The following is a 25,233-nucleotide window of genomic DNA, read 5'->3' as shown; positions in this document are numbered from 1 at the left end:
CTACACAGACCGCAATGGGAGCTCAACACGACGCTGGCGCTGCTTTGCCCACCCTACGAACTGCGCATCCTCGTCAACGCATGGCGGAACCTCCACGCACGACCTGTCGCGCGTGAGGAGCGTGCATGATTTCGGAATATTGGAATAATGCCCCTGAGTTGCCCGACGTGTCAAGTTGCCTTGTCGAACGCCGGCAGCCGCAGCCTACTTTGCATGGGGTTGTTTTCGATATTTTGGCAGCGCACGCCTGCGGCCGGGAATTCCTTCGCCATCACCCGTAGTTGCGAGGCAGGTCACCTCTCGTTAGCGACGCGCGCTGACCTGCTGCACCCGAGATTAACCCTACCGCCAACAAACAGCCGGCTGCGGCGGCATGTTCACCAGGCAGCGGCGCATTTCGCGTTACCTAATCGGCAACGAAGGTCACCGCTCGCGCCTTCAGCGAGGGCCACGCCCATGGACGTCAACCGCCGCCACCTGATCGGAGCCTCCGCCGCCGGCGTCGCCGGCGCGCTTGCGATGTCGCCGGATGCGGCGCGCGCCGCGCAATCGGCCGGCTCGCTCGGCCGCGACGTCACGCAATATGGCGTCCGTCCGGGCAGCCCCGACGACCAGACCCGCAATCTGCAGCGCGCGATCGATGACGCCGCGCGCGCGCAGGTGCCGCTGGCGTTCCCGCCCGGCGTCTACCGCACCGGCCTGTTGCGGCTTGCGCCCGGCAGCCAGCTGATCGGCGTCCGCGGCGCCAGCCGGCTGGTGTTCAACGGCGGCGCCTCGCTGCTGGAAGGCGAAGGCGCCGGCGGCATCGTCCTGATGGGCCTTGCCTTCGACGGCGGAAACGTCCCGCTGCCGGCCCGCCGCGGCCTCGTCCATTGCCTGTCCGGCCGCGACATCCGCATCACCGATTGCCAGTTCACCGGCAGCGGCGGCGCCGGCATCTGGTTCGAGCAGATGTCGGGCGACGTCAGCAACAACATCTTCACCGGCATCGCGAGCACAGCTCTGGTGTCGTTCGACGCGCTCGGTCTGATGGTCGCGCGCAACACCATCAAGGGCACCAGCGACAACGGCATCGAGATCCTGCGCACCGCGATCGGCGATGACGGCTCGATCGTCGCCGACAACCGCATCGAGGACATCAAGGCCGGTCCCGGCGGCTCCGGACAGTACGGCAACGCCATCAACGCCTTCCGCGCCGGCAACGTGATCGTGCGCGGTAACCGCATCAGCAACTGCGACTTCTCGGCGGTGCGCGGCAATTCGGCCTCCAACATCCACATCACGGACAACAGCGTCAGCAATGTCCGCGAGGTCGCGCTCTACTCGGAGTTCGCGTTCGAGGCCGCCGTCATCGCCAACAACACGGTCGACGGCGCCGCGATCGGCGTCTCCGTGTGCAACTTCAACGAAGGCGGCCGCATCGCGGTGGTCCAGGGCAACATCATCCGCAATCTGCTGCCGAAACGCCCTGTCGGCACCGACCCGAACGACGGCGCCGGCATCGGCATCTATGTCGAGGCCGACAGCGCCGTCACCGGCAATGTGATCGAGAACGCGCCGACCTTCGGCATCGTCGCCGGCTGGGGCCAGTATCTGCGCGACGTCGCGATATCGGGCAACGTCGTGCGCAAGGCTCTCGTCGGCATCGGCGTCTCGGTGGTGCCGGGCGCAGGCTCCGCGCTGATCAACAACAACATGATCTCGGAGACCCCGCGCGGCGCAGTGGTCGGACTCGACCACGCCCGCCCGATCACGACGGATCTGTCAGTGGGCGGCGCCCAGCAATATGCGCAGCTGGTGGTCGGCGCCAACGCGGTGCGGCGCTGACAGATTGTTGTTCGGACGCGTTTTCTTCACGCGAACCGGAGGCCACTTCGCTTGAAAACGCTCTGGTCGGCCTACAGCGCGTTGCGCAGCAACGGATAGCGCCGCTGGATGGTGTCGAGATCGAGCACCGGCGGCGGCATGACCGGAGGCGGCATCTCCAGCGGCGGCGCGTCGGCTACAACGGGCGGCTGCTCCAGGACCTCGGCCACCGTTTCCATCGCGGCCGCGACCGCGGTCATTGCGGCCTCGGCCAGTATCGCCGTCTCCGAGCGGCGCTGCGAGACCGGCGCGAGATCGGGCGGCGGCAGCTTCGACTTGCCGCGGCCGAGCCAGGACAGATCGATCGGCGAATTGTCGAGCGAGGCCTCGCGGGTCAGCAGTTCCCGCCAGATGTCGACCGCGGCCCGTGCTTCCCTGATGTTTTCGAGAAAGGCCTGCTCGCTGTGATAGCGGCGCCAGCGTCCGGTTTCGAACAGCTCGTTGAGGTGCTCCAGCCTTTGCTCGGCGAGGTTGCACCAGCGTGCAACGATCTCCTGGCCTCTGGCCACGTCGGTCCGATGTGTCATTCAACTTGCCCGCAGGGAAAGAAACGGACGCAGACGCAACCGAACCGAATCAACTGGACGTGACACTGATATTCTGTGGAAAAGGTAAATAAAGTCTAACTAAATTCTTAATCGCGGACGGGCGATGAAAGAAGTCCGCTCAACTACGGAGTTTGTTGCCCGAACCATCGTCAAGTCATCGACTTGCATGGTGACGATGCGCGTCGCCGCTGAACGCCGCGCAGCCGAACGATCCACAGCAAACCGCCGCCGCCGTCGCGCGCATCCCATCGCGATCATGTAGCGCGATCGCGTCGGGCCGGTGCGTCATGCAAGGGTGCCCCCAAAATGAAAGACCCGTCCGGGGGGACAACCGGACGGGTCAAAGCCATATGGGCGCTTGGGGTGGATGGGCGCTCGCGCCTGATATAGCCGGGGAGGGATAAACCGCTCCCACACACATAAGTCGTGAGAGGACGGCGGACGTTCAAATCGCCGGCGTTTTTTTTAACCTTTTCGCCGCCCGGTTCCATCGCACCGCTGACGGCATCCGGCACGAGAAATCACTGCGCAGCACGGTGATTTGCCGCGGAATCGTCCGATGCGACCGATGGCGCGGCTTCATTCAACGCACGGCTCACGGAAGTGTTATTGCCGTCCGCTGCCTGTGCAGGCTGCGACGGTTTGTCCGCGCTCACCGCGACGTGCGCATTGGTCGCCGCCATCACCGCGGCAAGCGCGTCCGCCTCGCCTGCCCCGAACAGATCGTCACGTCCGGGTGTCCCGAGATCGCGGGCCGTGCCGGTCAGGACCTTGCGCACCTCGGCGGGCTTCAATGCCGGACTGCGCTCCAGCACCAGTGCCGCGATGCCGCTGACGAACGCGGCCGAAAATGAGGTGCCCGACATCAGCTGGTACTTGCCGTCCGGCACCGGCACGAGGAGATCGGCGCCCGGCGCCGCCAACGCGATGTAGCTGCCGCGGTTCGAGGCCGCCATCAACCGCTCGCCGGCATCGATGCCACCGACCGCGATCACGTCGGGATTGGCGGCCGGATACAGCGGCGGCGATTTCGGGCCGGCATTGCCGGCCGCGGCAACCAGCACGACGTCCTTCGCCGCGGCTGCGGCCACAGCGCGCGCGATCAGGGCATCCTGCGGTCCGGCAAAGCTCATGTTCACGATCTGCGCGCCGTGCGCCACCGCGTAATCGAGGCTTTTGAGGATCACATAGGATGTGCTCTCGGCGCCGCCGGCGGCCGTGCCGAAGGCGCGGATCGCCAGAATCCGCACTTCCGGCGCGCTCCCCGTCAGCCTGACGCGCGCCGCGATCACGCCGGCGACGGCGGTGCCGTGGGCATGCGGGCCATCCTTGCTGCCGAGCGCATCGAAGGTATCCGCGACCGTGTTGGCCAGTTCCGGATGCGCGGCATCAATGCCGGAGTCGATGACGGCGATGGTGACGTTCATGCCACGCGCCAGCCGGTGCGCCTCGGGCAGATGCAGCTGCGTCTGGGCATATTGCGCCGGGTCACTGCCGCCGGCCGCGGGCTTTTGGTCTTGCAGCGCGTAACGATAGTTCGGCTGCACGGAGCGGACGCGGCTATCGCTCGCGAGCTCGCGCGCCACCGCATCGACGGAGCGATTGCCGGCGGTGCGGAACAGGCCGATCGTCGCGCCCAGCAGCGGAATGTTCTGCGAGGCGATCCGTCTCAGGCCATGGCGCCCCGCCAGCGCGTCGGTCAGGGTCTCGCTCAATGTGCCATCGATCTCCGCCACCAGTTCGTTCGGCACGGTTCGCGTGGCCGCCACGTCCTGCGCGCGGCTGCTGCCGCCGCCGGCTTTACCCTTCCTCGCTGCGCCCTTGCCGCCACCGTTGACGGCGACCGGCCGGCCAGCGCATTGGCGCGTGCCGTCGTCGCAATCGGCAGAGAAACGGGGGGCGTCGCGCGCACGGGGCAGCGGCAGGCTCGATCGCGGCCCATCGCCGGTCCACGACGTCGCCGGGCCGTGGAGCGGCGTGCGGTCGGCCGTGCCGTCCAACCCGCCTCCGGCCCTGCCGATGCCGGGATTGACCCGCGGCCCGATCGAGAGCTGCGGACGGCCGCCGATCGGTGATCGCATGAAATTCTGGGCGTAGGCCGAGCCGGCAACAGACACCAGCAACAACACCGCGGCCGCAATGGCCGCTCTGTTCATCGATTGGGTCCGGCGGTTGGCGGTCATGGTGACCTCAACTCGGCGCAGACCGTCAGCCGTCCTTTACGGCGTCTCGACCGCGAGGCTGACGATCTTCTCTTTCTGCAAGCGGGCAATCAGCGCCGCGACGCTGTCCTTGTCCATCGCACGGAACTGCAACCGGAACATGCCGGCCTTACCGTCGATGATCGAGCCCTGGTAGTTGTCGAGCAGCGACGTGATGTCGGCGATCCTGGCATCCGGCGTGAAACGCACCAACAGCCGCGTCGGCGCCGCCGCCACGCTGGCGCCGAGGTCGCGGGTGATCGGCGCACTGGGCGCGATGGCCGCGCTCGGCGCGCTGGGGACACTGCGTTGTTCGGCGGCATCAAGCGAGGCGGTCTGGAACGAGGCGGGCTCGCTGCGCATCAGCACCGCACCAATCACGCCCGCCTGGAGCAGCACCACGAGCGCACCGAGGCTGGACGACCAGGCCAGCGTCCGCGGCGACAATTTCGAAAAGAACTCCGAGACGGAGGCCGACACGCGCGCACCCGCCGACGGCTTGCGCTCCGGCTCGGCATCGATCGCGGCAAACAGCTTCTGCATGGCGCGCGCCGAGGGCGCACCGAGGCTCTCGTTGAGCCCGATGGTCTCGGCATATTCCTCGCGGATGACGGCATACTGCCTGGCCAGCTCCGGATCGGAAGCGAGCGCGTCCTCGACACGGCGCGCGTCACGCGCGTTCAGCGTGCCGGCTGCGTGCCAGGGCAGCAGCATCTCGACATCGTCAGGATCTTGACCCTGCACCTTCTTGTTGCTCGCAGCCATCATGGCCAACCTCGCTCGACACCGGCTGCCTTCAGCAACTCGGCAAGTTTCTTGCGCGCATAGAACAGGCGCGTCTTCACGGTGTTCTCCGGAATCCCGACGATCTCAGCGACGTCTTCCACGGATTTCTCGTGATAGTAGACAAGATCGACGATTTCCCGGTGTTCCGCCGATAGTCCCGTCAGGCACTTACGCAGCGTGGCACCCGTGTCCTTCTTCTGCACCACCGTTTCCGGATCGTCGGACGTGTCCTCGATCGCGTTCGCGGCCTCATCGTCCAGTTCGGCGTCCTTCCTTCGCCGCAGCGAAGACAACGCCTTGAACCGGGTAATCGCCAGAAGCCAGGTTGAAACGGCGGATCGTCCCTCGAATTTGCCCGCCTGACGCCACACGTCCAGAAAGACCTCGCTAATGAGATCCTCCGCCACCTGTTCGTCCCGCACGAGCCGAAGCCCGAAGCGGTACACCCTGACATGATGCCGTCCGTACAGCACCTGCATGGCGAGCCGGTCGCCTTGAGCGATCCGAGCGATCAGAACCTCGTCTGAAGCCGCCTGTGTCGCGCTCAATGGCCGTCTCGCAAAGTTGGTCTGAGGGGGGTGGTGCGTGGTTCGACGCGAGAGGCAAGATTCTTCACATTACGGCAATGTGCGCACCGCATGTGTGATCTATGACACAGTCGACGATCCCGATGAGGGAAAATCGCCGGAGACTCGATAAGCGGTATCATAATAGTGAAAACTCTCGCGGACTCGCACCATCCGGCGCGACCATACCAAGGCTTTGCCGGCAAGCCAGCGCTGTCGCAAAGCGGGCGCCGCCGCAAGCCCCCGCCCCGATCGCTCCCGGCCCGCCTCAGCGAACGGATTCCCCTTACGAAACAAGGGTGATGACCGGGTTTCACCGGAGCAGATTCGGTTCCGAAAGATACCAAACCTAAAGGCTTTCCCACTTAGATTTTCGCCGGATTTCAGCAATGGCGAGACCATGGGCAGCGCTGCGTCGTCACTTCCCAGCCCGATCGCGGGTGCATCGGAAAGCGGCCGTCCCAGGCTGACGCGCGAGCGCCTGGCTCGCCGGGCCAAGCAGCGCCGCCAGATCCAGTCGATGATCGCCGCCTGCTTCGTGCTCGATGCCGTCGTGCTGCTCATCTACGCGCATGCCGGCACCACGTCGGTCCTGGTGGCGGCCGGCTACGCCCTGACCGGCCTCTCCCTCGTCGCCATCTATGTGCTGCTCTCGGAGCGCGGCTTTCACGAGCGCTTCCGTGACCACTATTTGGTCGCGCCGCAATCGGCCGTCAACATGGTGAACCTGCTGGTGTTCACCTACATCGCGCCGGAAGTCGGCGTGCTGTTCCTCTGCAACCTGTTCGTGGTGTTCGGCTTCGGCGCGCTGCGTACCTCGGCGCGCCAGACCGCTATCGTCTGGACCATCATGGTGCTGGGCCTCGCCGCGCTGTTCCTCGGCTCCGACAAGGCGATCGGGATGCCGACCGGCACCAGGATCGACCGCCTCGCCACCATGCTGGTGTTCGCGCTGACGATCGGGCGCTGCATGTATCTCGGCATCTTCTCGAGCTCGATGCAGCAATCGTTGTATCAGAGCGGGGTGAAGCTGAAGGAGGCCTACCGGCGCATCGAGGAGCTCGCCGAGCTCGACGAATTGACCGGCACCTCCAACCGCCGCAGCATCATGCGCACGCTCGAGGAGGAGATCGCACGCTGCGCCCGCAACGGCAGCTCCTGTGCGGTGGCGCTGATCGACCTCGACCATTTCAAGCGCATCAACGACGTCTACGGTCATCCGATCGGCGACGAGGCGCTGCGCACCTTCGCCATCGGCATGTTCGCCAATCTCCGCAGCATCGATCGCTTCGGCCGGTACGGCGGCGAGGAATTCCTGCTGGTGCTGCCCGACCTGTCGCAGGATCAGGCGATGCGCGCGCTCGAGCGGCTGCGCGCGATCATAGCCGGTCTCGACTGGAGCGCATTCTCGCCCGGCATGCAGGTGACGATCTCCGCCGGCGTCACGACGCTCAAGCCGCACGAAAACTCCGACACGCTACTCGCCCGCGCCGATGGCGCGCTTTACGCAGCCAAGGCGAGGGGACGCAACCGCATCGCCAGTGCCTAACCTCCTTTCGTTTCCCTATTTGGCGCCGGAGAAGCCGTCGCCACCGCTCCAGGACAGAGTCATGAGTTCGAAGCCCGAGACCGCCCCCGAAAGTCTGCTCGACGAGCTGCAGACGACGCTCGCGCACGGCACCGTCGCACGCCGTGTCGAGACGCTGCGCCGCGTGACCGACCTCTTCATCAACGGCTCGGTCAACTATTCGGACCAGCAGATCGTGCTGTTCGACGATGTCTTCCAATGCCTGCTCGAGCACATCGAAAATTCGGCCAAGGCGCTGCTCGCCAACCGCCTCGCCCCGATCGACACCGCGCCGCCGCAGACCATCCGTACCCTTGCATTCGACGACCTGATCGAAGTCGCGGGCCCCGTGCTGACATTGTCGCCGCGGCTCGACGACGACACGCTGATCGAGACCGCGCGCAGCAAGAGCCAGGCGCACCTGCTCGCAATCTCCAACCGCAAGACGCTGAGCGGCGCCGTCACCGACGTGCTGGTGCTGCGCGGCAACGACGAGGTGATTCAAAGCGCGGTCAACAATCCCGGCGCGGAATTCACCGAGCGCGGCTTCACCCGGCTGGTCAGCCGCGCCGAGGGCGACGACAATCTGTCGACCTGCGTCGGCCTGCGCCCGAACATCCCGCGGCATCTCTATCTCAAACTGGTGGCCAAAGCCTCGGACACGGTCAGGCAGCGGCTCGAGGCTGCCAACCCGCAGCAGGCCAAGGAAATTCCGATCGCGGTCAAGGAGGCGACGCGACGCGCGCGCTCGGCGCCCGCCGCCGTGACGCCGGACACCACGATCGCGCATGCGCTGGTCAAGTCGCTGTACCAGGACGGCCGGCTCGACGAATTCCAACTCGCAGCCTTCGCCGAGGCCGGCAAGTTCGACGAGACCAATGCCTCGCTTGCCGCGCTCGCCAACGTTTCGGTCAGCATCGCCGAGAACATGATGATCGAAACCCGCGCCGAGGGCGTGATGATCCTGGCCAAGGTCTCGGGCCTGTCATGGTCGACGGTGCGGTCGATCATCAATCTGCGCGACGACATCTCGGGCGGTGAGCCGACCGATTTGCAGGCCTGCAAGGACACCTATGAGCGGCTGCGGCCATCGACCGCGCAGCAGGTGCTGCGCTTCCATCGCATGCAGCAGTCCGCGCCCGCGGCCTAATATCTTAGCGCCCTCGCTCCCATCAGCGCGCCAACGCTTGCGACGATCGCGGTCGCCAGCGTGTACCAGGTCGCAACGAACAGCGGCGAGTCATCGGTGCAGTGCGACGCGTAGACCGTGGCCGCGAGCCCTGCCGAGAGCAGGCCCGCCACCGCGCCGGCGACCGCAGGCCGCGCCGGCGCGCCCTGCCTGAGCCCGTACAGCGCGCCGACCAGCAGCGGCAGCGACATCGCGGGGATCGCGGTCATGCACGCCACCGAGTTCTTGCCGATCAGGCGCGTCATCATCGGCGTGCGCTGCGGCATCATCATCTCGCCGCTGATCGCGGCAACGAGGATGCCGGCGGGGATCAGCAGCCACCAGCCGAAGCTGCGCAGCGAGGCTTCCGGCCGCGACAGATGCAAGCTGACCGCGATCGCCGAGGCGGCGAGCGCCAGCGTCACCGCGAACTTCAGGTCGAAGAACGGATTATGCATCGCGGTCATCACGTCGGGCCGCACGCCGAGCTCGGCGAAGAAGATCAGCAGCGAAACCGGCGCCGCCGCCAGCAGCGCCAACATCAGCGCCAGGCCGATAGGACGCGCGCGATAGGCATTGTCGGCGGTCAGGGTTCGAATGAGTTGATCGGTGTCCATGCTCATCGGTCCCGTAATTTCGCGGTCAGACTCGCAAGCCCACGATGCAGCGCAACCCGCACCGCGCCTTCGGTCATCGCGAATTTCGCAGCGGTGTCCTTGATCGAGGTGCTGTCGACCGCGATCGATTGCAGCACATCGCGCTGCCGCGCGGGCAAACCCTGCAACTGGGCGGTCACCTCGCCGGGCGACGCCGTCGGCTCCGGTGTTTCTCCCGGCAGCGTCTCGGCGAAATCATCGATATTGACGAAGATGCGCCTGCCGCGGCGGCGCAGCGCGTCGATCAGCTTGTTGCGGGCGATCGCGAACAGCCACGGCGCGAACGGCGCGCTGGTGTCCCAGGTCTGTCGCTTCAAATGCACCGCCAACAAGATGTCCTGCACGATGTCCTCGGACTGATCGACCGGTTGTCCCGCGCGCGCCAAGCCACGTCGCGCCGCGGCACGGAGTACCGGCGTGATGGCCTTGAGCAGGCGATGATACGCCGCGTCATCGCCTGAAATGGCCGACCGCATCAGGTCAGTCCATTCATCCTCACGTTCGCGCACGCAGGCTCCTGAATTGCAATTCGGCCGATCTTTCAGTTTGTTACGCGGCAAGCCAAGGATATCACGAAGTCGTGATAGATGTCCCCAAGCAGGGCCGCGCCGAGGATCAGCCTCAAAGAATCGCTCCGGCGGGTTTGCAGACGGAAGGGCTCATAACACCGATCGGTCCGACACGCATCGGTGCAGCTGCTGCCGCCGATCCACCGGGACGAAATTGCCCAGCTTTTGCCCTCTGATGCCCGAAGATTCCCTTTTTTTGCCCCGGTGTGGACACGCAGCGGGGTCTCTTTTCGCGTTCGGGACGGGCGAAATGGGGAGATCATCAGAATGAAGATCAAAGCCAGCGGGCGCTTGGCCTTGATGGTTGCGACAGGGCTGACAGGGTTTTTCGTGGGTCTCGCCGGACCGTTGCCGGCGCATGCAGCCGGTTCGGATCCCGGCACGGCGAAATCCGACAATGCTTCGACCGACAAATCCGCGGACCAGAGTTCGCGGCGTGGCCGGCGCCATGCGCGCCACCAGTCTTCCAAGCCGGCTGGCAAGACCGCCGACAAATCGGAGAGCAAGAAGGCCGCCAGCGATGCCGGCAGCGTGACGTCGGCGGGCATGCCCGCAACGGTCGCCAATGCCAATGCGGAACTGACGTCCGGCGACGGCAATGCGAGCGCTGCGCCCGCCAGTGCCAATCCGGTGATGGCCGCCTCCGACAAGCCCGGCGACGCGCAATCCGACGGCAGCGTGGTCGCATCCGATCAGCTCAACGACCTCGACCGGGCCCTGCAGCAGGAGCAGCCGGCGGAACAATCGCAGCCGGTTCAACCGCAGACCGCCCAGCAGGAGGCGCCCCCGACGCAGCCGCCGCCTGTCGCCGTAGCGGCACCCAAGCCGGCCCCGGTTCTGGCGAGCAGCGACAGCGCGAGCCTGGACCAGACCTCGCTGATCGGGAAGATCTTCATCGGCTTCGGCGCGCTGCTCACGGTGGCCTCCGCGGCGCGCATGTTCATGGCCTAAGGCGAGGTCCCGCGGCTTGCGGCGCGAGATAGCGCCGCACCGTGGCCCAAAGCCTCGTTTCAGCCACTTGAAGCGCATCCCGCCAGCGGGCACATTGCACCGCAAATCAGGCACGGGGTTTGCGTCATGGCTACGTTCGAATTCATCATCGTCGAAAGCAAGGGACCGGTCGGCGTCATCACGCTGAACCGGCCCAAAATGCTGAATGCGCTGTCGTTCGGCGTGTTCCGCGAGATCGCCGCGGCGGTCGACGATCTCGAGGCCGACGACGAGATCGGCTGCATCCTGATCACCGGCAGCGAGAAGGCCTTCGCGGCCGGCGCCGACATCAAGGAGATGCAGCCGAAGGGCTTCATCGACATGTTCAACAGCGACTTCACCGCGATCGGCGGCGACCGCGTCGCCAATTGCCGCAAGCCGACCATTGCCGCGGTCGCGGGCTATGCGCTCGGCGGTGGCTGCGAGCTTGCGATGATGTGCGACATCATCATCGCCGCCGACACCGCCAAGTTCGGCCAGCCGGAAATCACCCTCGGCACCATCCCGGGCATCGGCGGCACGCAGCGGCTGACCCGCGCGATCGGCAAGTCGAAGGCGATGGATCTCTGCCTCACCGGCCGGATGATGGATGCGGCGGAAGCTGAACGCTCGGGTCTCGTGTCGCGGATCGTTCCGGCCGACAAGCTGCTGGAAGAGGCGCTCGCCGCGGCAGAGAAGATCGCCTCGATGTCGCGTCCGGCCGCCGCGATGGCCAAGGAAGCCATCAACCGCGCGTTCGAGACGCCGCTTTCGGAAGGCATGAATGTGGAGCGCAACCTGTTCCACTCGACCTTCGCGCTCGAGGACCGCTCCGAGGGCATGGCGGCCTTCATCGAGAAGCGCAAGCCAGTCAACAAGAACCGCTAATTCACGCGGCTTCGTTGCAACGCCGCGGTGACGAGCGCGCGATAGGCGCGCTCGGCGAAATGCGTCGGCTTGTCGAGACCGAGCCGCGCCAGGCATTCGCGGTCGGCGGCGTCAGGCGGATGCCGCATCCCCTGCCACAGCAGGCCGGCGAGTTGCAGCGGGGTCTGCCGCGCCTGCTGCAAGATCTGCAGGGCCGGAATCAGCCGTTGCTCGACGTCGGTGAAATCGCTGCCGAACGGGAATGACGGCAACAGGCCTGCCTCACGCGCGGGCTTCAGCGCCGTGCTGATGCGCTCGGGATAATTTTCGCGGTGAGCGGCCGGGATTTCGTGATCGCGCGGTAGCTTGCCGGCATCCTTCGCCTGCCGCATCAACTCACCCTGGAAACGCGAGTCCGAGACCTGCAACATCGCGGCGATCACGTCGGCATCAGATTTCCCCCTGACGTCGGCGACGCCGTATTCGGTGACGAAGACATCGCGCAAATGGCGCGGAATGGTCTCGTGACCGTAGGACCAGCGGATGTTCGACTGCGTTTGCTTGCCGGACTGATGGGTCGCCTCCAGCGCCAGCACCGAGCGCGCACTCTCGAGTGCGAACGCCTGCGCCACGAAATTGTACTGGCCGCCGACGCCGCTGACGACCTGGCCGTTCTCGAGCCCGTCGGAGATCGCAGCGCCGAGCAGCGTCGCCATCATCGCGTTGTTGACGAAGCGCGCATCGACGCGGGCGCGGCGCTTGCCGTCCTCGTCGCCGAAAATCTCGTTGGTGAAGGACACCGGCATCATCTGGATTCGCGCCAGCTGCTCGCCCGTCATCTCGCGCAGCGCCCGGTAGAAGGATTGCGGCCCGAGGAAGAATGCGCCGTGCAGCACTACGCCATCAACGTCGCGCTTGAGAATGCCGGCGTCGATCAACCCGAGGAACGCCTCGAACAGCATCTCGCTGACGCCATAGAGGCCCTTCTCGAACGGCCCGGTCTCGGCCGCCGCGAGCTGTGCGCTACCGGGTGCAAGGCGCTGCAAGATGCCGTGGAATTGGGCGTTGTCGCGATGCCGCACCACGAGCCCCTGCGCCAGCGCATCGCCGACCTGCCCGATCCCGATCTGCAGCGTGCCGCCGTCGCGGACCAGACCCGCAGCATGCAATCCGATCGCATATTTGGTGTCGCTGATCGGCTCCGACGGCGGCGCGAACAGCGGGAAATCGGTGTCGGGACTGTCGAGAACCGCATCGAATTCATCCGCCGGCAGATCGCCGGGCCCAGGCATGAACGGCAGTTCGGAATTGACCTGGCCGATCAGCTTGAATGACGCCCGCCCCTGCGCGCGGGCGCGCAGCACGTCGAGCGTCGTGTCGGTGTTGCAGCTCAAACTATAGCGCGGCACGCCATCGACCACGCGCTTTGCGACCAGCTGGGGCACGACATTCAGTCCGCGCGACAGCAGGTACGACGCCGCGTGGGTGTAATTGGCGGAGATGTAGTGCTGCTGGGCGAACGGCTGATGCAGCCACTGCCCCGCGAGGAAGAAGAACTCGATCACCTTGATGTTGGGCGGAAGCGCGCCGCGATGCAGCGCCTCCGCATAGGCGAGATCCGGATAACCGCCGAACAGGCGATCGATCACCGGGCCGATGAAGCGCTGTTCGAGCAGGCTCTTCGGCTTCGGCTTTTCCAGCGTCAGCGCCGAGAACAGCGTCAGATTGATCGAGTGGTCGGCGACCGCCCGCGCATACAGCGCGTTGACGATGTGGTTGGCCTTGCCGAGGCCGAGCGGCAGCCCCACCACAAGTTCGGTTCCGACGTCCCGGACGATGTGCTCTGCGATCATCTCGGGGTCAGTGAAGATTTTTGGCATCTGCGATGAACCCGGGCAAGGCAGTGGATGACCAGCATCGCTGAATCGGCGGCCGGCGGTTCGAACTTATACTTCATATGACGGTGGCGCTCGCCTGTGACGAACCGGCAACAGACAACAGCCGAAATGATGTGCAGATGTCGCGTGGCGGTTTGCCTGTGGCGGCGCCGCCCCGTAAACAGGTAGATGTGTCGAACGGCATCGGCGAGAGCGGATTGCCGGGGTTTGGTTTGCGGGATCACATGGTTGGGCGTGCCGCTGATATTGGCGACGTAGCGAGGCGCGTGCTTTTGTCGGGCATCGGCCTTGGCGCGCTGGCCTGCGCGCTGCTGACTGACACCGCGGCCCGCGCCGAGAGCCTGCCGGAAGCCCTGGTCAAGGCGTATCAGACCAATCCACAGCTCAATGCTGAACGGGCGCGCCAGCGCGCCACCGACGAGAACGTGCCGCAGGCGCTGGCCGGTTACCGGCCCCAGATCATCGCCGGCCTCTCGGTCGGCCTGCAGGCGGTGCGCGACCAGCTGCCCGGCAACGTGATCCAGGGCGCGACGCTGAAGCCCTGGCAGATCGGGGTCACCGTGACCCAGACCCTGTTCAACGGCTTCAAGACCGCCAACAGCGTCCGCGTCGCCGAATTGCAGGTGCAGTCCGGCCGCGAGGCCCTGCGCAATGTCGGCCAGGGCGTGCTGCTCGACGCCGTCACCGCCTATACCAACGTGCTGGCCAACCAGACCCTGGTCGAGGCGCAGCGCGCCAATGTCGCCTTCCTGAAGGAGACCCAGGCGATCACTCAGCGCCGCCTCAATGCCGGCGACGTCACGCCGACCGATACCGCCCAGGCTGAGGCCCGCCTCAACCGCGGCCTGTCCGATCTCAACGCCGCCGAGGTCAACTTCGCGATCAGCCAGGCGACCTATTCGCAGGTGATCGGCAGCGCGCCATCGCAATTGCGTCCGGCCGAGACCATCGACCGGCTGCTGCCGCGCAGCCGCGAGGATTCGATCGCGCTCGCGGTGCGCGAGCATCCGGCGGTGATGGCGGCGGGCTACGACGTCGACGTCGCCTCGACCTCGATCCGCGTCGCCGAGAGCAGCCTGATGCCCAACGTCACCCTGCAAGGCAGCGTCAGCCGCAGCCGCGACAGCGACTCCACGCTGGGTACTTTCGGGACCGACCAGGCCTCGGTGATCGGCCAGGTCACGCAGCCGATCTATGACGGCGGCACCGCGGCCTCGCAGACCCGGCAGGCCAAGGAAGTCGCGGCGCAGAGCCGGCTCGTGCTGGACCAGGTCCGCAACCAGGCCAAGACCGCCGTGGTCAGCGCCTGGGTCGCCAATGAGGGCGCCAAGATCGCGGTGTCGGCCTCCGAGTCCGAGGTGAAGGCCGCGGAGGTTGCGCTCGCCGGCGTCCAGAAGGAAGCCGCCGGTGGCCAGCGCACCACGGTCGACGTGCTCAACGCCCAACAGGATCTGATCACCGCGCGGGCCCGGCTGATCGGCGCGCAGCGCGACCGCGTGATCGCGTCCTACACGCTGCTCAGCGCGACCGGCCGCCTCGACGTCAAGACGCTCAACCTCAAGACGCCCGACTACCTGCCCGAGGTGCATTACCATCAGGTGCGCGACGCCTGGCATGGCCTGCGCACGCCGTCGGGACAATAGGCTTTGCGGAACCGTTCGCAGCGCGAACCGGCCCTTTCCGCCCGCTCCCTCCGCCGATAACCTCCGCCCTCGCCGGCCATCAACGATGCCGGTGCGCGGAGTGCGCGCATAACAGCCGAGCACGCAGGGAGACGTCCAATGCTGACGCGACGCAGTATGATGCTGGCTTCCATCGCAGCGGGAGTGACCATGACCAGCAGCAACGCATTTTCCAAGGCATCGCAACCATCCACCCCGGTGAACTTCGACGTGCCTGCCGGCGCCTGCGACTGCCACACCCACATCCATGGCGACCCTGCGAAATTCCCGTTCTTCGCCGGCCGCGTCTACACGCCGGAACCGGCCTCTCCGGACGAGATGAGCGCGCTGCACAAGGCGCTGCATGTCGAGCGCCTGGTGATCGTGACGCCGAGTGTCTACGGCCCCGACAATTCGTCGACGCTGTTCGGCATGACGGCGCGCGGTCCCACGGCGCGCGGCGTCGCCGTGATCGACGACAAGACCAGCGAGAGCGATCTCGACACGATGCAGAAGGCCGGCTTCCGCGGCATCCGCCTCAACCTCGCGACAGGCGGCGTCAATGATCCCAATGTCGGCCAGCAGCGCTTCTCGGCCGCGGTTGAGCGGATGAAGGCGCGCGGCTGGCACGTGCAACTGTTCACCAGCCTCGCCATGATCTCCGCGATCAAGGACCTGGTTGCGGCCGCGCCGGTGCCCGTGGTGTTCGACCATTTCGGCGGCGCCGAGGCCGCGCTCGGCACGGGCCAGCCGGGATTTGCCGACCTGCTCGCGCTGGTCAAATCCGGCAAGGCGTATGTCAAGATTTCCGGCGCCTACCGCGCCTCCAGGCTCGCGCCCGACTACGCCGACGCCGCGCCGCTGGCCCAGGCGCTGATCGCGGCCAATGCCGAGCGCATCGTCTGGGGTACCGACTGGCCGCACCCGGATTCGGTGACACCCCAAGGCAAGAAGGTCACCGACGTGACGCCGCTGTACCAGATCGACGACGGCCGCCTGCTCAACCAGCTTCCGGTCTGGGCGCCGGATGCCGCAACCCGCAAGACCATCCTGGTCGACAATCCCGCACGGCTCTACGGCTTCACCTGACGTTGTCCTTCGGCCGGCGCGAGAAGTAGGAGATCAGCACCGGCAGCGTGATCAGGATCACCAGCGGCGCCAGCATCATGCCGGTGACGACGACGATGGCGAGCGGCTTCTGCACCTGCGAGCCGATGCCCTCCGACACCGCCGCCGGCAACAGGCCAATGCCGGCGACGACGCAGGTCATCAGCACCGGACGAAGCTGCAATTCGCCGGTGCGGATCACCGCGCGCATCCGGTCATAGCCCTCGTCGATCAGCTGGTTGAACTGCGACAGGATGATGATGCCGTCCATCACGGCGATGCCGAACAGCGCGATGAAGCCGATCGCCGCCGACACGCTGAACGGAATGCCCGAGATCAGCAGCCCGAGCACGCCGCCGAAGATCGCCATCGGGATCACGCTCATCGCGAGCATGGTGTCGACCATCGAGCCGAAATTGAAGAACAGCAGCACCGCGATCAACACGAGGCTGATCGGCACCACGATCGACAGCCGCTTGATCGCGTCCTGCAGATTGCCGAACTCGCCGACCCATTCGAGACGGGAGCCGGGCGGCAACTGGACCTGCTCGTTGACCTTCTGCTGCGCTTCCAGGATCGCACTGCCGAGGTCGCGGTCACGCACCGAGAACTTGATCGGCAGATAGCGCTCCTGCTGCTCGCGATAGATGTAGGCCGCGCCGGAGATCAGCTTGATCGAGGCCACTTCAGAGAGCGGGATCTGCGTGACCCCGCCATTCGGATTCGTTGCCCCGATCCGCAGATTCTGGATCGCCTCCGCGCTCTTGCGGTATTCCGGCGCAAGGCGAACGATGATCGGGAAGTGCCGGTCGCTGCCGGGTTCATAGAGATCGCCCGCGGTGTCGCCACCGACGGCGACCTTGATGGTGGCGTTGATGTCGCCCGGGGACAGGCCGTAGCGCGCCGCCCGCGCCCGGTCGACGTCGATCTGGACGGTTGGCTGGCCGAGCGAGGTGAACACCGCGAGGTCGGTGATGCCCTGCACTGTCGACAGCACGGATTTGATCTTGTTGGCGGTGTCGGTCAGCGCCTGCAAATCGTTGCCGTAGAGCTTGATCGAGTTCTCGCCCTTCACGCCGGACACCGCCTCCGACACGTTGTCCTGCAGGTATTGCGAGAAGTTGAATTCGACACCAGGGAACTTGTCCTGCAACTGCGCCAGCAATTGCGCGGTGAGCACGTCCTTGTCGTGTGTATCGGGCCATTCACCGGCCGGCTTCAGCGGCGCGAAGAATTCGGCATTGAAGAATCCGGCGGCGTCCGTGCCGTCGTCGGGACGGCCGTGCTGCGACACCACCGACACCACCTCGGGACGGCTGCTGATCAGCTTGCGCATCTCGTTGACATAGGCGTTGCCTTCCTGCAGCGAGATCGTCGGCGGCAGCGTGGCGCGGATCCACAGATTGCCCTCTTCCAGCTTGGGGAGGAATTCGAGGCCGAGGAACCGCACGAAGATGATGGTCGTGACCACGAGGCCGGCCGCCCCGGCCATCACGATCTTGCGGTTGCCGATCGCCCAGTTCAGCGCCGGCAGGTAGATCGCGTCGAGCTTCTTGACGATCCAGGTTTCGGTCTCGTGAATATGCGCCGGCAGGATGATCGCGCTCAGCGCCGGCGTGATCGTGAACGTCGCCAGCAATCCGCCCGCCAGCGCATAGGCATAGGTTCGCGCCATCGGCCCGAAGATGTTGCCTTCGACGCCGCCGAGCGTGAACAGCGGCAGGAACGCGGCGACGATGATGGTCGCGGCGAAGAAGATCGAGCGCGACACGTCGGCGGCGGCCGACAGGATCGCATGGCTCTTCATCCCCATCACCGTGTCGTCGGAGATGTGCGCGCGCTCGGCTTCCGACAGCGCGGTGGTCTGCGACAGCCGGCGGAAGATCGCCTCCACCATGATCACGGTGGCATCGACGATCAGGCCGAAATCGATCGCGCCGACCGAGAGCAGATTGGCGGATTCGCCGCGCAGCACCAGGATGATCACGGCGAAGAACAACGCGAACGGGATCGTCGCGCCAACGATCAGCGCGCTGCGAAGATCGCCGAGGAAGATCCACTGCAGCAGCACGATCAGCAGGATGCCGACCACCATGTTGTGCAGCACGGTGTGGGTGGTGAGCTCGATCAGATCCTTGCGATCGTAAATGCGCTCGATCTTGACGCCCGGCGGCAGGATCGAGGAGTTGTTGATCTGGTTGACCAGTTGCTCGACGCGGGAAATGGTCGGCGAGCTCTGCTCGCCGCGCCGCATCAGCACGATGCCCTGCACGATGTCGTCGTCATTGTCGATGCCGGCGATGCCGAGCCGCGGCTTCTCGCCGATCGTCACAGTGCCGACGTCCCTGACCAGCACCGGATTGCCGCCCGATTGCGAGATCATGGTGTTGGCGAGATCGTCGATCGAGCGGATCAGGCCGACGCCGCGCACCACGGCCGATTGCGAGCCGATGTTCACGGTGTTGCCGCCGACATTGATGTTGGCGTTGGAAACCGCCTGCAGCACCTGCGGCAACGTCAGGCCGTTGGCGACCAGCTTGTTGAAGTCGACCTGGATCTCGTAGGTCTTGGTCTTGCCGCCCCAGCCGGTGACGTCGATCACGCCGGGCACCGCGCGGAAGCGACGTTGCAGCACCCAGTCCTGCAACGTCTTGAGGTCGAGCACACTGTAGTTCGGCGGTCCCTTCAGCCGGTAGCGGAAGATTTCGCCGATCGGGCTTGTCGGGGAGATACCGGGCTGCACGTTTCCGGGCAGCGGCGCGAGCTGCGACAGGCGGTTGAGCACCTGCTGCAGCGCCTCGTCATAGGTGTAGTCGAAGGAGAACTGCAGCTTGACGTCGGAAAGGCCGTACAGCGAGATGGTGCGGATGGTCTTGAGGTTCTTGATGCCGGCGACCTGGGTCTCGATCGGGATTGTGATGTAGCGCTCGATCTCCTCGGCCGAGAGGCCCGGGCTCTGCGTCACGATGTCGACCATCGGCGGGGTCGGATCGGGATAGGCCTCGATATTGAGCTGCTTGAACGCAAGCAGGCCGCCGATGAAGACGGCGACGAACATGGCCACCATCAAGTAGCGGCGATTGACGGCGAGGGCGACGAGGCGATCCATTCAGATCGGCACTTTCAACGGTGAGGATTTTTCTTGGGTGGGCATGGTCGGTCCGGAAGGCCGGTTCCTCCTCTTCCGGATCGTGCGTCTTAAGTGCCGGACGCGGCGCGGTCGATGAAGAGGCTTCCCTTCGTCACGATCTGCTCGCCCGGCTTGAGATTGCCGGCGACCTCGACCAGGTCGCCGTTGATGAGGCCGGGCTTGATCTGGCGCAGCTCGATGGTCTTGTCGTCGGCCTTCGCGACCCAGACGCGAACCTGATCGCCCTCGTAGATCAGCGCCTGTTTCGGCACGCCGACCGCCGGGTGGTCGCCCTTCGAATACAGCGTCACATTGGCGAACATCTCGGGCTTCAGCCGATTGTCGGCGTTGTCGATGGTGGCGCGGACCAGCAGCCGGCGCGAGGTCGCGTCGATCGCGGCGGCGACATAGTTGACCCGGGCGTTCAGCACCTTGCCCGGCAGCGCCATCACGCTGAAGCTGAGCTCCTGCCCGACCGCGACATTGTCGGCGTCGGATTCGCGGACGAAGGCGATCAGCCAGACTGTCGAGAGATCGCCGATCACATAGACCGGGTCGCTGGCGCCGGTCGAGACATACTGGCCGGGGCCGGCCTTGCGCTGGACCACGGTGCCGCCGATCGGCGCGAACACCGTCGTCTCCGGATTGAGACGGCCCTTCTGCTGCAAGGTCGTGATGGCTTCGTCGCCGAAGCCGAGGATGTGCAGCTTGTTCTGCGCGGCTTCCAGCAGCGTCTGCGCCGAGCGCGCATCGTTCTGCGCCTGCACCAGCGCGGCCTGCGCAGTCTGATAATCCTTCAGCGGGATCGCCTTGCCCTCGGACAGGTCCTTGGCGCGCTTCTCCTGGATCTGGGCCAGGTCGAGCGCCGACTGGGCCTTGTTGAGGCCGGTCATCGCGGCGACGTAGTCGTTCTGCGCCTGCACGGTGTCGGCCGCTTCGATCACGAACAGCGGCTGCCCCTTCACCACGGTATCGCCCGGCCGCACCAGCAGGCGGGTCACCCGCCCGGTATAGGGCGAGTAGACCGGGGTGGAGCGGTCCTCATCGATCCCGATCTTGCCCTCGGTCACCAGCTCGGAGCGGAAAGTGTGCTCCGTGACGGCCTGGAAGGTCAGGCTGGCCCACTCGGCCGGCGACGGCGCATAGCGCGTGCCCCCCTTGCGGGACTGGCTGGAGACTTCCGACGGCTTCTGCTTTTCTGTGCCGAACCGCGTGTAGCCATAAGCACCCGCGCAGGCGGCCACCAGCACCGCCGCAGCCACGAGCAGGCGCGGGCGGCTAAAGCTCTGCATTCGCTTGGTAAACTCTTTCAGCATGCGGTCCGCTAGGTCGATCGTTGCAGCTTCCGGCGGGACGACCCCAGCGGTGCGCTAATAGTGCCGAATTGGCGTTGCAAACAACCTAAAAATCGCACTTCGGCGGTGCGCGCCGTTAAAGTTCGGATAGCCTGAACGGCGACTGAATGTCTCATCCGGGAAACTCCGGGGCAGGAAACTCCGGCGGGTGACTGCCGAGCGGCATCGCCGGGCGAGACCAATGGGCCGGGGTGCGCGACAGGACGGCTGCATGCCGGACCGAGCTCAGCGTGCCAAAGCCGGACGAAAGCCGCTCAATGAACGGTTGCACCGCATCCGCCTTCAGGTCCTCGGTGGCAAGGCCGCCTTCGAGGCGGCCGAGATTCCACAGCCAGCGCCCGGTCTGCGCCAGCGATACCCGGACATGCCAGCTGCCGCCCTCGCGCGCCTGGCGGGCCCTCGCCATCATGGCGCCGAACGCCATGAAGTATCCGGTGGCGTGGTCGAGCATCTGGGCCGGCAGTTCCTTCGGTCCATCGACGCCGGCGGCCTGCCCCTCGGCGTGATTGAAGCCGGTCGTGGTCTGCACCAGCGAGTCGAAGCCGCGGCGCTCCGCCCACGGACCGGCGTGGCCATAGGCCGAGAGTGTCACATAGACGATCCCGGGATTGATGCGGGCCGCTTCCTCCGGCGAGAAGCCGAGCCGCGCAATCGCCTGTGGACGATAGCCCTGCGAGAGAATATCGGCCTGCGCGACGAGGCCGCGCATCACGGCCCGCCCCTCCTCGCTGCGCAGCTCGAGAAAGCTCGTCAGCTTGCCGCGGCCGGTGTCGATGGTGAGCCAGAGAATCGCCGGCAGATCAGGACCGGAGATCAGCAGCACGTCGGCACCATGCGCGGCGAGCGTGCGGCCGGCGACGGGACCGGCGATCACGCGCGACAGGTCGAGCACCCGGATGCCGGCAAGCGGCCGCTTTCCCGCGGGCCACGACTTTGGCGCGGCCTCGCCGACCTTCTCGATCGAGATCAGCGGCAGCCTTGCAAGTTCGCCTGCATGCGGCGTCGCCGACCACTCGTCATATGAGCGCATCAAGGCGACGACACCGCCGGCCGCATAGGCCGCGGTCTCGAACGTCTCACCGTCCCATTGCAGCAGCGCGGCCTGGACCTCCTCGCGCTCGGCGTTGCAGCCGAGCACCTTGCAGACGGCGTCGCGGTGGTGCGGGAAATTGGTGTGCAGGCGGACGAAGCGGTTGTCACGGACACGGTAGACGCCGGCGATCTTGTCCCAGGCCGGCGGCGGCGGCTTGTCGTCGACCCGCAGATAACGCTCGCTGCGGCATTCGACGACGGCATGGCGCATGTCGACCGCGACGTGCTGTCGCTCGCCGCTGCGGGCTTTCCAGATCTCGGCCGCCGCAAGGCCCGCCGCTGCGATCGGCACCTGCGCCGCGGCTGCGACCCGAAACGACGACGGCAATTGCGGCTCGTTGCCGGTCAGCGCGACCGTATCGAGCGCGGACGGCGCGCCACCGGCGCCAGTCCAGACATCGGAAAGGATTTCACGGATGTCCTGCATGCGTATTCCTGTTTGCGATTATTCTATGCCCGAGCATGATGACAAAATGGCAATGCCCGATCTCACCCCGTATTTGGCATCATCTCACCGGAAAACCGTTTCACACTTTTCCGGATCATGCCTTGTTTGGGCATGATCTTATCGGAAAACCGTTTCACACTTTTCCGGATCATGCCCTAGCTCTGCCCGACCCGAACAGGAGTTGCAATGGCTGCCATCGATCCCCTCACCGCCGGCGGCGTCTTCCTCGCGACCGCGGCGACCGACGCGGTCTACGTCATGTTCACCTCGGCAGTCGTCGCGCGCAAGCGCGTGCCGGCTGCGACCTGGAGCAGCGTCTGGTACGTGCTCTCCTCCTATGCGGTGATCAGCTACACCGAGAACTGGCTCTACGTCGCCTTCGCGGCAGCCGGCTCCTGGGTCGGCGCCTATGCGTCGATCACCTTCCTGCACCGCCCACCGGGCGGACCGCCGGTCGGGGCCGCGGTGGAATAGTATGCAGTCGCGCAAGGATTGAACAATCGCTGGGACTGGCGACGAGGAGTACTGCGCGCGAGACCATCTCCCATCGTCGTCCCGACCTGGTGCGCAATTGCGCACCAGGCCGGGACGACAGGAAGTGTCTGTCTGGCGCGGCCTGTGAGTCATACGTCAGCATTCTCGCGACATGAATTGCCCGAGCCTTGATCTTGGTTTCGCCGCTCTTAAACAGAGGGCGCAGGGAAAGCCGGGTGCCGATCGCACCCATGGGCCCCGAGCAAAAGGTAGAAAAGCTCGGGGGTAGGACCACAGGTGTAACCGGAGCAATCCGGCTTTCCCTGCGCGATGGCTTACGGCTTATTTCGTGCTCTCCCCGGCGAGACTGGGCTTGCTTGTCACCGCCTTCGCAAAACGCTTTTGCGCGTCTTGCGAGAGGACACCTGCCGTTAGGGCGTCAGGACCACACGACTTCACCGTCCGCTTCATGCGTACTCGTCAGTTGCGCATTCCGCGTCCACCGCATCTCGACCCGCGTTCGTGACGACCGCGAAGCGCCCCTCGTGCCGGGTGAGACGGGCGCATTGAACATCTGAGTTGGGTGCGGCGTCAAGTTAAATGCTGAAAATCCGAACAAAAGATTGATGCTGCGCAGGATGGATAGAGCGAAACGAGATCCATCATTGGCGCAGCGGAAGGGAATTGATGGGTTTCGCTGCGCTCTACCCATCCTACAATCCTCGTGAAGGACTTCTGCCGGACTGAAACTCCGGCAGAAGCGTCACGCGACTAGCTCACTTCAACGCGGCCTGGCCCGCGAGCGAGATCACGTTGTCCTGCGCGCCGGAGCCCCCGCTGACACCGATCGCGCCGACGATCTTGCCGTTGACCATCAGCAGATTGCCGCCACGCGAGGCGACGACGTCGTCGAGGGTTGCGAGATAAGAGAAGTAGGGTCCCTTGCCCATCAGGGTTTCGAACACCAGCGTGGGGCGGCGATAGCGGGTTGCGGTGCGCGCCTTGTGCTGGGAGACCCCGACCGAGGCATACTGGCAATTGTCCTGCCTCTCGAAATAGACGAGATCGCCGCTCGGATTGACGATCGCGATGCAGAACGCGTTCCAGTTTCGCTTTTGCGTCTCGGCAACGGCTGCGGCGGCGACCTTCTTGGCGGTCTCCAAATTGATCGGTTCGCCGTAGGGCGGCGGCGTCAAGGCATCGGCGACCACGTCGTTCGGATTGTCGGGATTGGGCGGTACCTGGGCCAACGCGCCGGTGGCGGTAGCGAGCACGACCCATGCCGCGCCGATGAGCGCAGTGAAATAACGCATGTCATTGTCTCCCAGTTTGATTGTTGTTTTCAGACGCCCCAATGCGATTACCGGGCGGCGGGACGATAGCAATTGATCCGCGGCGCACAAGGCGAGATCGGATTGGGTGCACCGCGATATTCGCTTGGCTACAATGAAAATCGCGTGACGCGAGGGAATATCGAGGTCGCGCAATGCTGCGAGGGTCGCTACAGTCCGCGCGCATCAGAAAGGACATCCGAATGGATCTGGGTTTGAAGGGACGAAACGCCATCGTGCTCGGCGGCACGCGCGGCATCGGGCGGGCCATTGCGGCGACGCTGGCGGGCGAAGGCGTCGGCGTCGCGGTCTGTGCGCGCAATGCCGAGCAGGTTGCTTCCAGCGTTGCCGAACTGAAGGCTGCCGGCGTGCGCGTCACCGGCGCGGCCGTCGACATCACCGACGCCGCGGCGCTGACATCGTGGATAAGCGGTGTCGCAACCGAATTGGGCAGCATCGACATGATGTTCTCCAATGCGGGCGCGATGGCGCAAGGCGGCGATCCGGCGTCGTGGGAGCAGAATTTCCGGCTCGACGTGCTCGGCGCGGTGAACGCGTTCGAGGCAGCGCGCCCGTTCCTGGAGGCGAGCGGCGAGACGACTGGCGACGCAGCCTTCATCATCATCTCGTCGATCTCGGCAGCGCAGGCGGATCGCGCCGGCTCCTACGGCCCGATCAAGGCGGCGCTGGTGCACATGGCGAAGGGACTGGCGCGGCAATACGCGGCGAAGAAAATCCGCGTCAACGTGGTGTCGCCGGGCACCGTATATTTCAAGGGCGGCGTCTGGAACATGGTCGAGCAGAACACGCCGAAGATCTATCAGGACGCGCTGGCCCGCAACCCGACCGGCCGCATGGCAACGCCGCAGGAGATCGCCAACGCCGCGGTGTTCCTGGCGAGCCCGGCCTCCTCGTTCACGACCGGCTCGAACCTCGTCGTCGACGGCGCGATCTCGAACCGGGTGAATTTTTAG

The 25,233-nt window shown here is 65.6% G+C and carries 20 protein-coding genes; 9 read left to right on the top strand and 11 right to left on the bottom strand.

The features are described from left to right. Positions 1-456: 456 nt before the first annotated feature. Positions 457-1,827: a TIGR03808 family TAT-translocated repetitive protein gene (locus CO675_RS03670; RefSeq protein WP_097670619.1), complete on the top strand. Its 1,371-nt coding sequence runs from the start codon at positions 457-459 to the stop codon at positions 1,825-1,827. A gap of 71 nt (positions 1,828-1,898) precedes the next feature. Here the strand turns inward: CO675_RS03670 and CO675_RS03665 are convergent, their stop codons facing one another. The 4 genes from CO675_RS03665 to CO675_RS03650 all read right to left on the bottom strand — a co-directional run bounded on the left by CO675_RS03665 (position 1,899) and on the right by CO675_RS03650 (position 5,949). Beyond that, entirely contained in the window at positions 1,899-2,393 is a 495-nt protein-coding gene (locus tag CO675_RS03665; protein WP_097670618.1) for a TIGR03809 family protein, read from the bottom strand. A 542-nt stretch (positions 2,394-2,935) separates the two neighbouring features. Further along, positions 2,936-4,570 (bottom strand): S8 family serine peptidase, encoded by a 1,635-nt coding sequence (locus CO675_RS03660; protein WP_245452614.1) that lies wholly within the window; start codon positions 4,568-4,570, stop codon positions 2,936-2,938. Positions 4,571-4,633: 63 nt separating this feature from the next. Further along, positions 4,634-5,380, bottom strand: coding sequence for a hypothetical protein (locus CO675_RS03655; protein WP_097670616.1), 747 nt, complete (start codon positions 5,378-5,380; stop codon positions 4,634-4,636). Further along, positions 5,380-5,949, bottom strand: a complete 570-nt coding sequence (locus tag CO675_RS03650) for a sigma-70 family RNA polymerase sigma factor (RefSeq protein WP_035652535.1) — start codon at positions 5,947-5,949, stop codon at positions 5,380-5,382. Before CO675_RS03650 ends, CO675_RS03655 begins: the two co-directional genes overlap by 1 nt. A gap of 418 nt (positions 5,950-6,367) precedes the next feature. On the opposite strand from CO675_RS03650, the gene CO675_RS03645 reads away from it, so the two are divergent. Continuing rightward, entirely contained in the window at positions 6,368-7,516 is a 1,149-nt protein-coding gene (locus CO675_RS03645; RefSeq protein ID WP_097670615.1) for a GGDEF domain-containing protein, read from the top strand. 61 nt (positions 7,517-7,577) lie between these two features. Beyond that, positions 7,578-8,684 (top strand): DUF2336 domain-containing protein, encoded by a 1,107-nt coding sequence (locus CO675_RS03640; protein WP_097670907.1) that lies wholly within the window; start codon positions 7,578-7,580, stop codon positions 8,682-8,684. Here CO675_RS03640 and CO675_RS03635 read toward each other — a convergent pair. Together CO675_RS03635 and CO675_RS03630 are read right to left on the bottom strand one after the other, a co-directional pair. After that, positions 8,681-9,319, bottom strand: coding sequence for an NrsF family protein (locus tag CO675_RS03635; RefSeq protein WP_097670614.1), 639 nt, complete (start codon positions 9,317-9,319; stop codon positions 8,681-8,683). The two genes, CO675_RS03640 and CO675_RS03635, sit on opposite strands and share 4 nt — an antisense overlap. Before the next feature lie 2 nt (positions 9,320-9,321). Next, on the bottom strand, positions 9,322-9,867 hold the full coding sequence (locus CO675_RS03630; protein WP_097670613.1) for a sigma-70 family RNA polymerase sigma factor: 546 nt from the start codon (positions 9,865-9,867) through the stop codon (positions 9,322-9,324). Between the two features lie 180 nt (positions 9,868-10,047). Here CO675_RS03630 and CO675_RS03625 point away from each other — a divergent pair, with 180 nt between their 5' ends. Together CO675_RS03625 and CO675_RS03620 are read left to right on the top strand one after the other, a co-directional pair. Then, on the top strand, positions 10,048-10,878 hold the full coding sequence (locus tag CO675_RS03625; RefSeq protein ID WP_245452613.1) for a hypothetical protein: 831 nt from the start codon (positions 10,048-10,050) through the stop codon (positions 10,876-10,878). A gap of 126 nt (positions 10,879-11,004) precedes the next feature. Then, a complete protein-coding gene (locus tag CO675_RS03620) occupies positions 11,005-11,784 on the top strand; it encodes an enoyl-CoA hydratase (protein WP_097670611.1) in 780 nt (259 codons plus the stop codon). Here the strand turns inward: CO675_RS03620 and CO675_RS03615 are convergent. Further along, positions 11,781-13,643, bottom strand: coding sequence for an acetyl-CoA hydrolase/transferase C-terminal domain-containing protein (locus tag CO675_RS03615; RefSeq protein WP_097670610.1), 1,863 nt, complete (start codon positions 13,641-13,643; stop codon positions 11,781-11,783). The genes CO675_RS03620 and CO675_RS03615 overlap by 4 nt on opposite strands. A 242-nt stretch (positions 13,644-13,885) precedes the next feature. On the opposite strand from CO675_RS03615, the gene CO675_RS03610 reads away from it, so the two are divergent. Both CO675_RS03610 and CO675_RS03605 read left to right on the top strand, forming a co-directional pair. Continuing rightward, complete coding sequence (locus CO675_RS03610; protein ID WP_245452612.1) at positions 13,886-15,304, top strand: TolC family outer membrane protein; 1,419 nt, start codon at positions 13,886-13,888, stop codon at positions 15,302-15,304. A gap of 138 nt (positions 15,305-15,442) precedes the next feature. After that, positions 15,443-16,411: an amidohydrolase family protein gene (locus CO675_RS03605; protein ID WP_097670609.1), complete on the top strand. Its 969-nt coding sequence runs from the start codon at positions 15,443-15,445 to the stop codon at positions 16,409-16,411. Here CO675_RS03605 and CO675_RS03600 read toward each other — a convergent pair. From CO675_RS03600 to CO675_RS03590, 3 genes are all read right to left on the bottom strand, one after another. Further along, positions 16,404-19,538, bottom strand: a complete 3,135-nt coding sequence (locus CO675_RS03600) for an efflux RND transporter permease subunit (RefSeq protein WP_097670608.1) — start codon at positions 19,536-19,538, stop codon at positions 16,404-16,406. The genes CO675_RS03605 and CO675_RS03600 overlap by 8 nt on opposite strands. 89 nt (positions 19,539-19,627) lie before the next feature. Then, entirely contained in the window at positions 19,628-20,875 is a 1,248-nt protein-coding gene (locus CO675_RS03595; protein ID WP_097670607.1) for an efflux RND transporter periplasmic adaptor subunit, read from the bottom strand. 151 nt (positions 20,876-21,026) lie between these two features. Beyond that, positions 21,027-22,433 (bottom strand): CoA transferase, encoded by a 1,407-nt coding sequence (locus tag CO675_RS03590; protein ID WP_097670606.1) that lies wholly within the window; start codon positions 22,431-22,433, stop codon positions 21,027-21,029. A gap of 207 nt (positions 22,434-22,640) precedes the next feature. Here CO675_RS03590 and CO675_RS03585 point away from each other — a divergent pair, with 207 nt between their 5' ends. Then, a complete protein-coding gene (locus tag CO675_RS03585; RefSeq protein ID WP_050626238.1) occupies positions 22,641-22,928 on the top strand; it encodes a hypothetical protein in 288 nt (95 codons plus the stop codon). Positions 22,929-23,704: 776 nt separating this feature from the next. Here CO675_RS03585 and CO675_RS03580 read toward each other — a convergent pair. Then, positions 23,705-24,241, bottom strand: a complete 537-nt coding sequence (locus tag CO675_RS03580; protein ID WP_097670605.1) for a GlcG/HbpS family heme-binding protein — start codon at positions 24,239-24,241, stop codon at positions 23,705-23,707. A gap of 221 nt (positions 24,242-24,462) precedes the next feature. Here CO675_RS03580 and CO675_RS03575 point away from each other — a divergent pair, with 221 nt between their 5' ends. Continuing rightward, positions 24,463-25,233: an SDR family NAD(P)-dependent oxidoreductase gene (locus CO675_RS03575; protein WP_097670604.1), complete on the top strand. Its 771-nt coding sequence runs from the start codon at positions 24,463-24,465 to the stop codon at positions 25,231-25,233.

The organism is Bradyrhizobium sp. C9, from assembly GCF_002532045.1.
GTDB lineage: Bacteria > Pseudomonadota > Alphaproteobacteria > Rhizobiales > Xanthobacteraceae > Bradyrhizobium.
The sequence above is the reverse complement of the archived record's forward strand: the minus strand, read 5'-3'. Positions and strand labels throughout refer to the sequence as shown.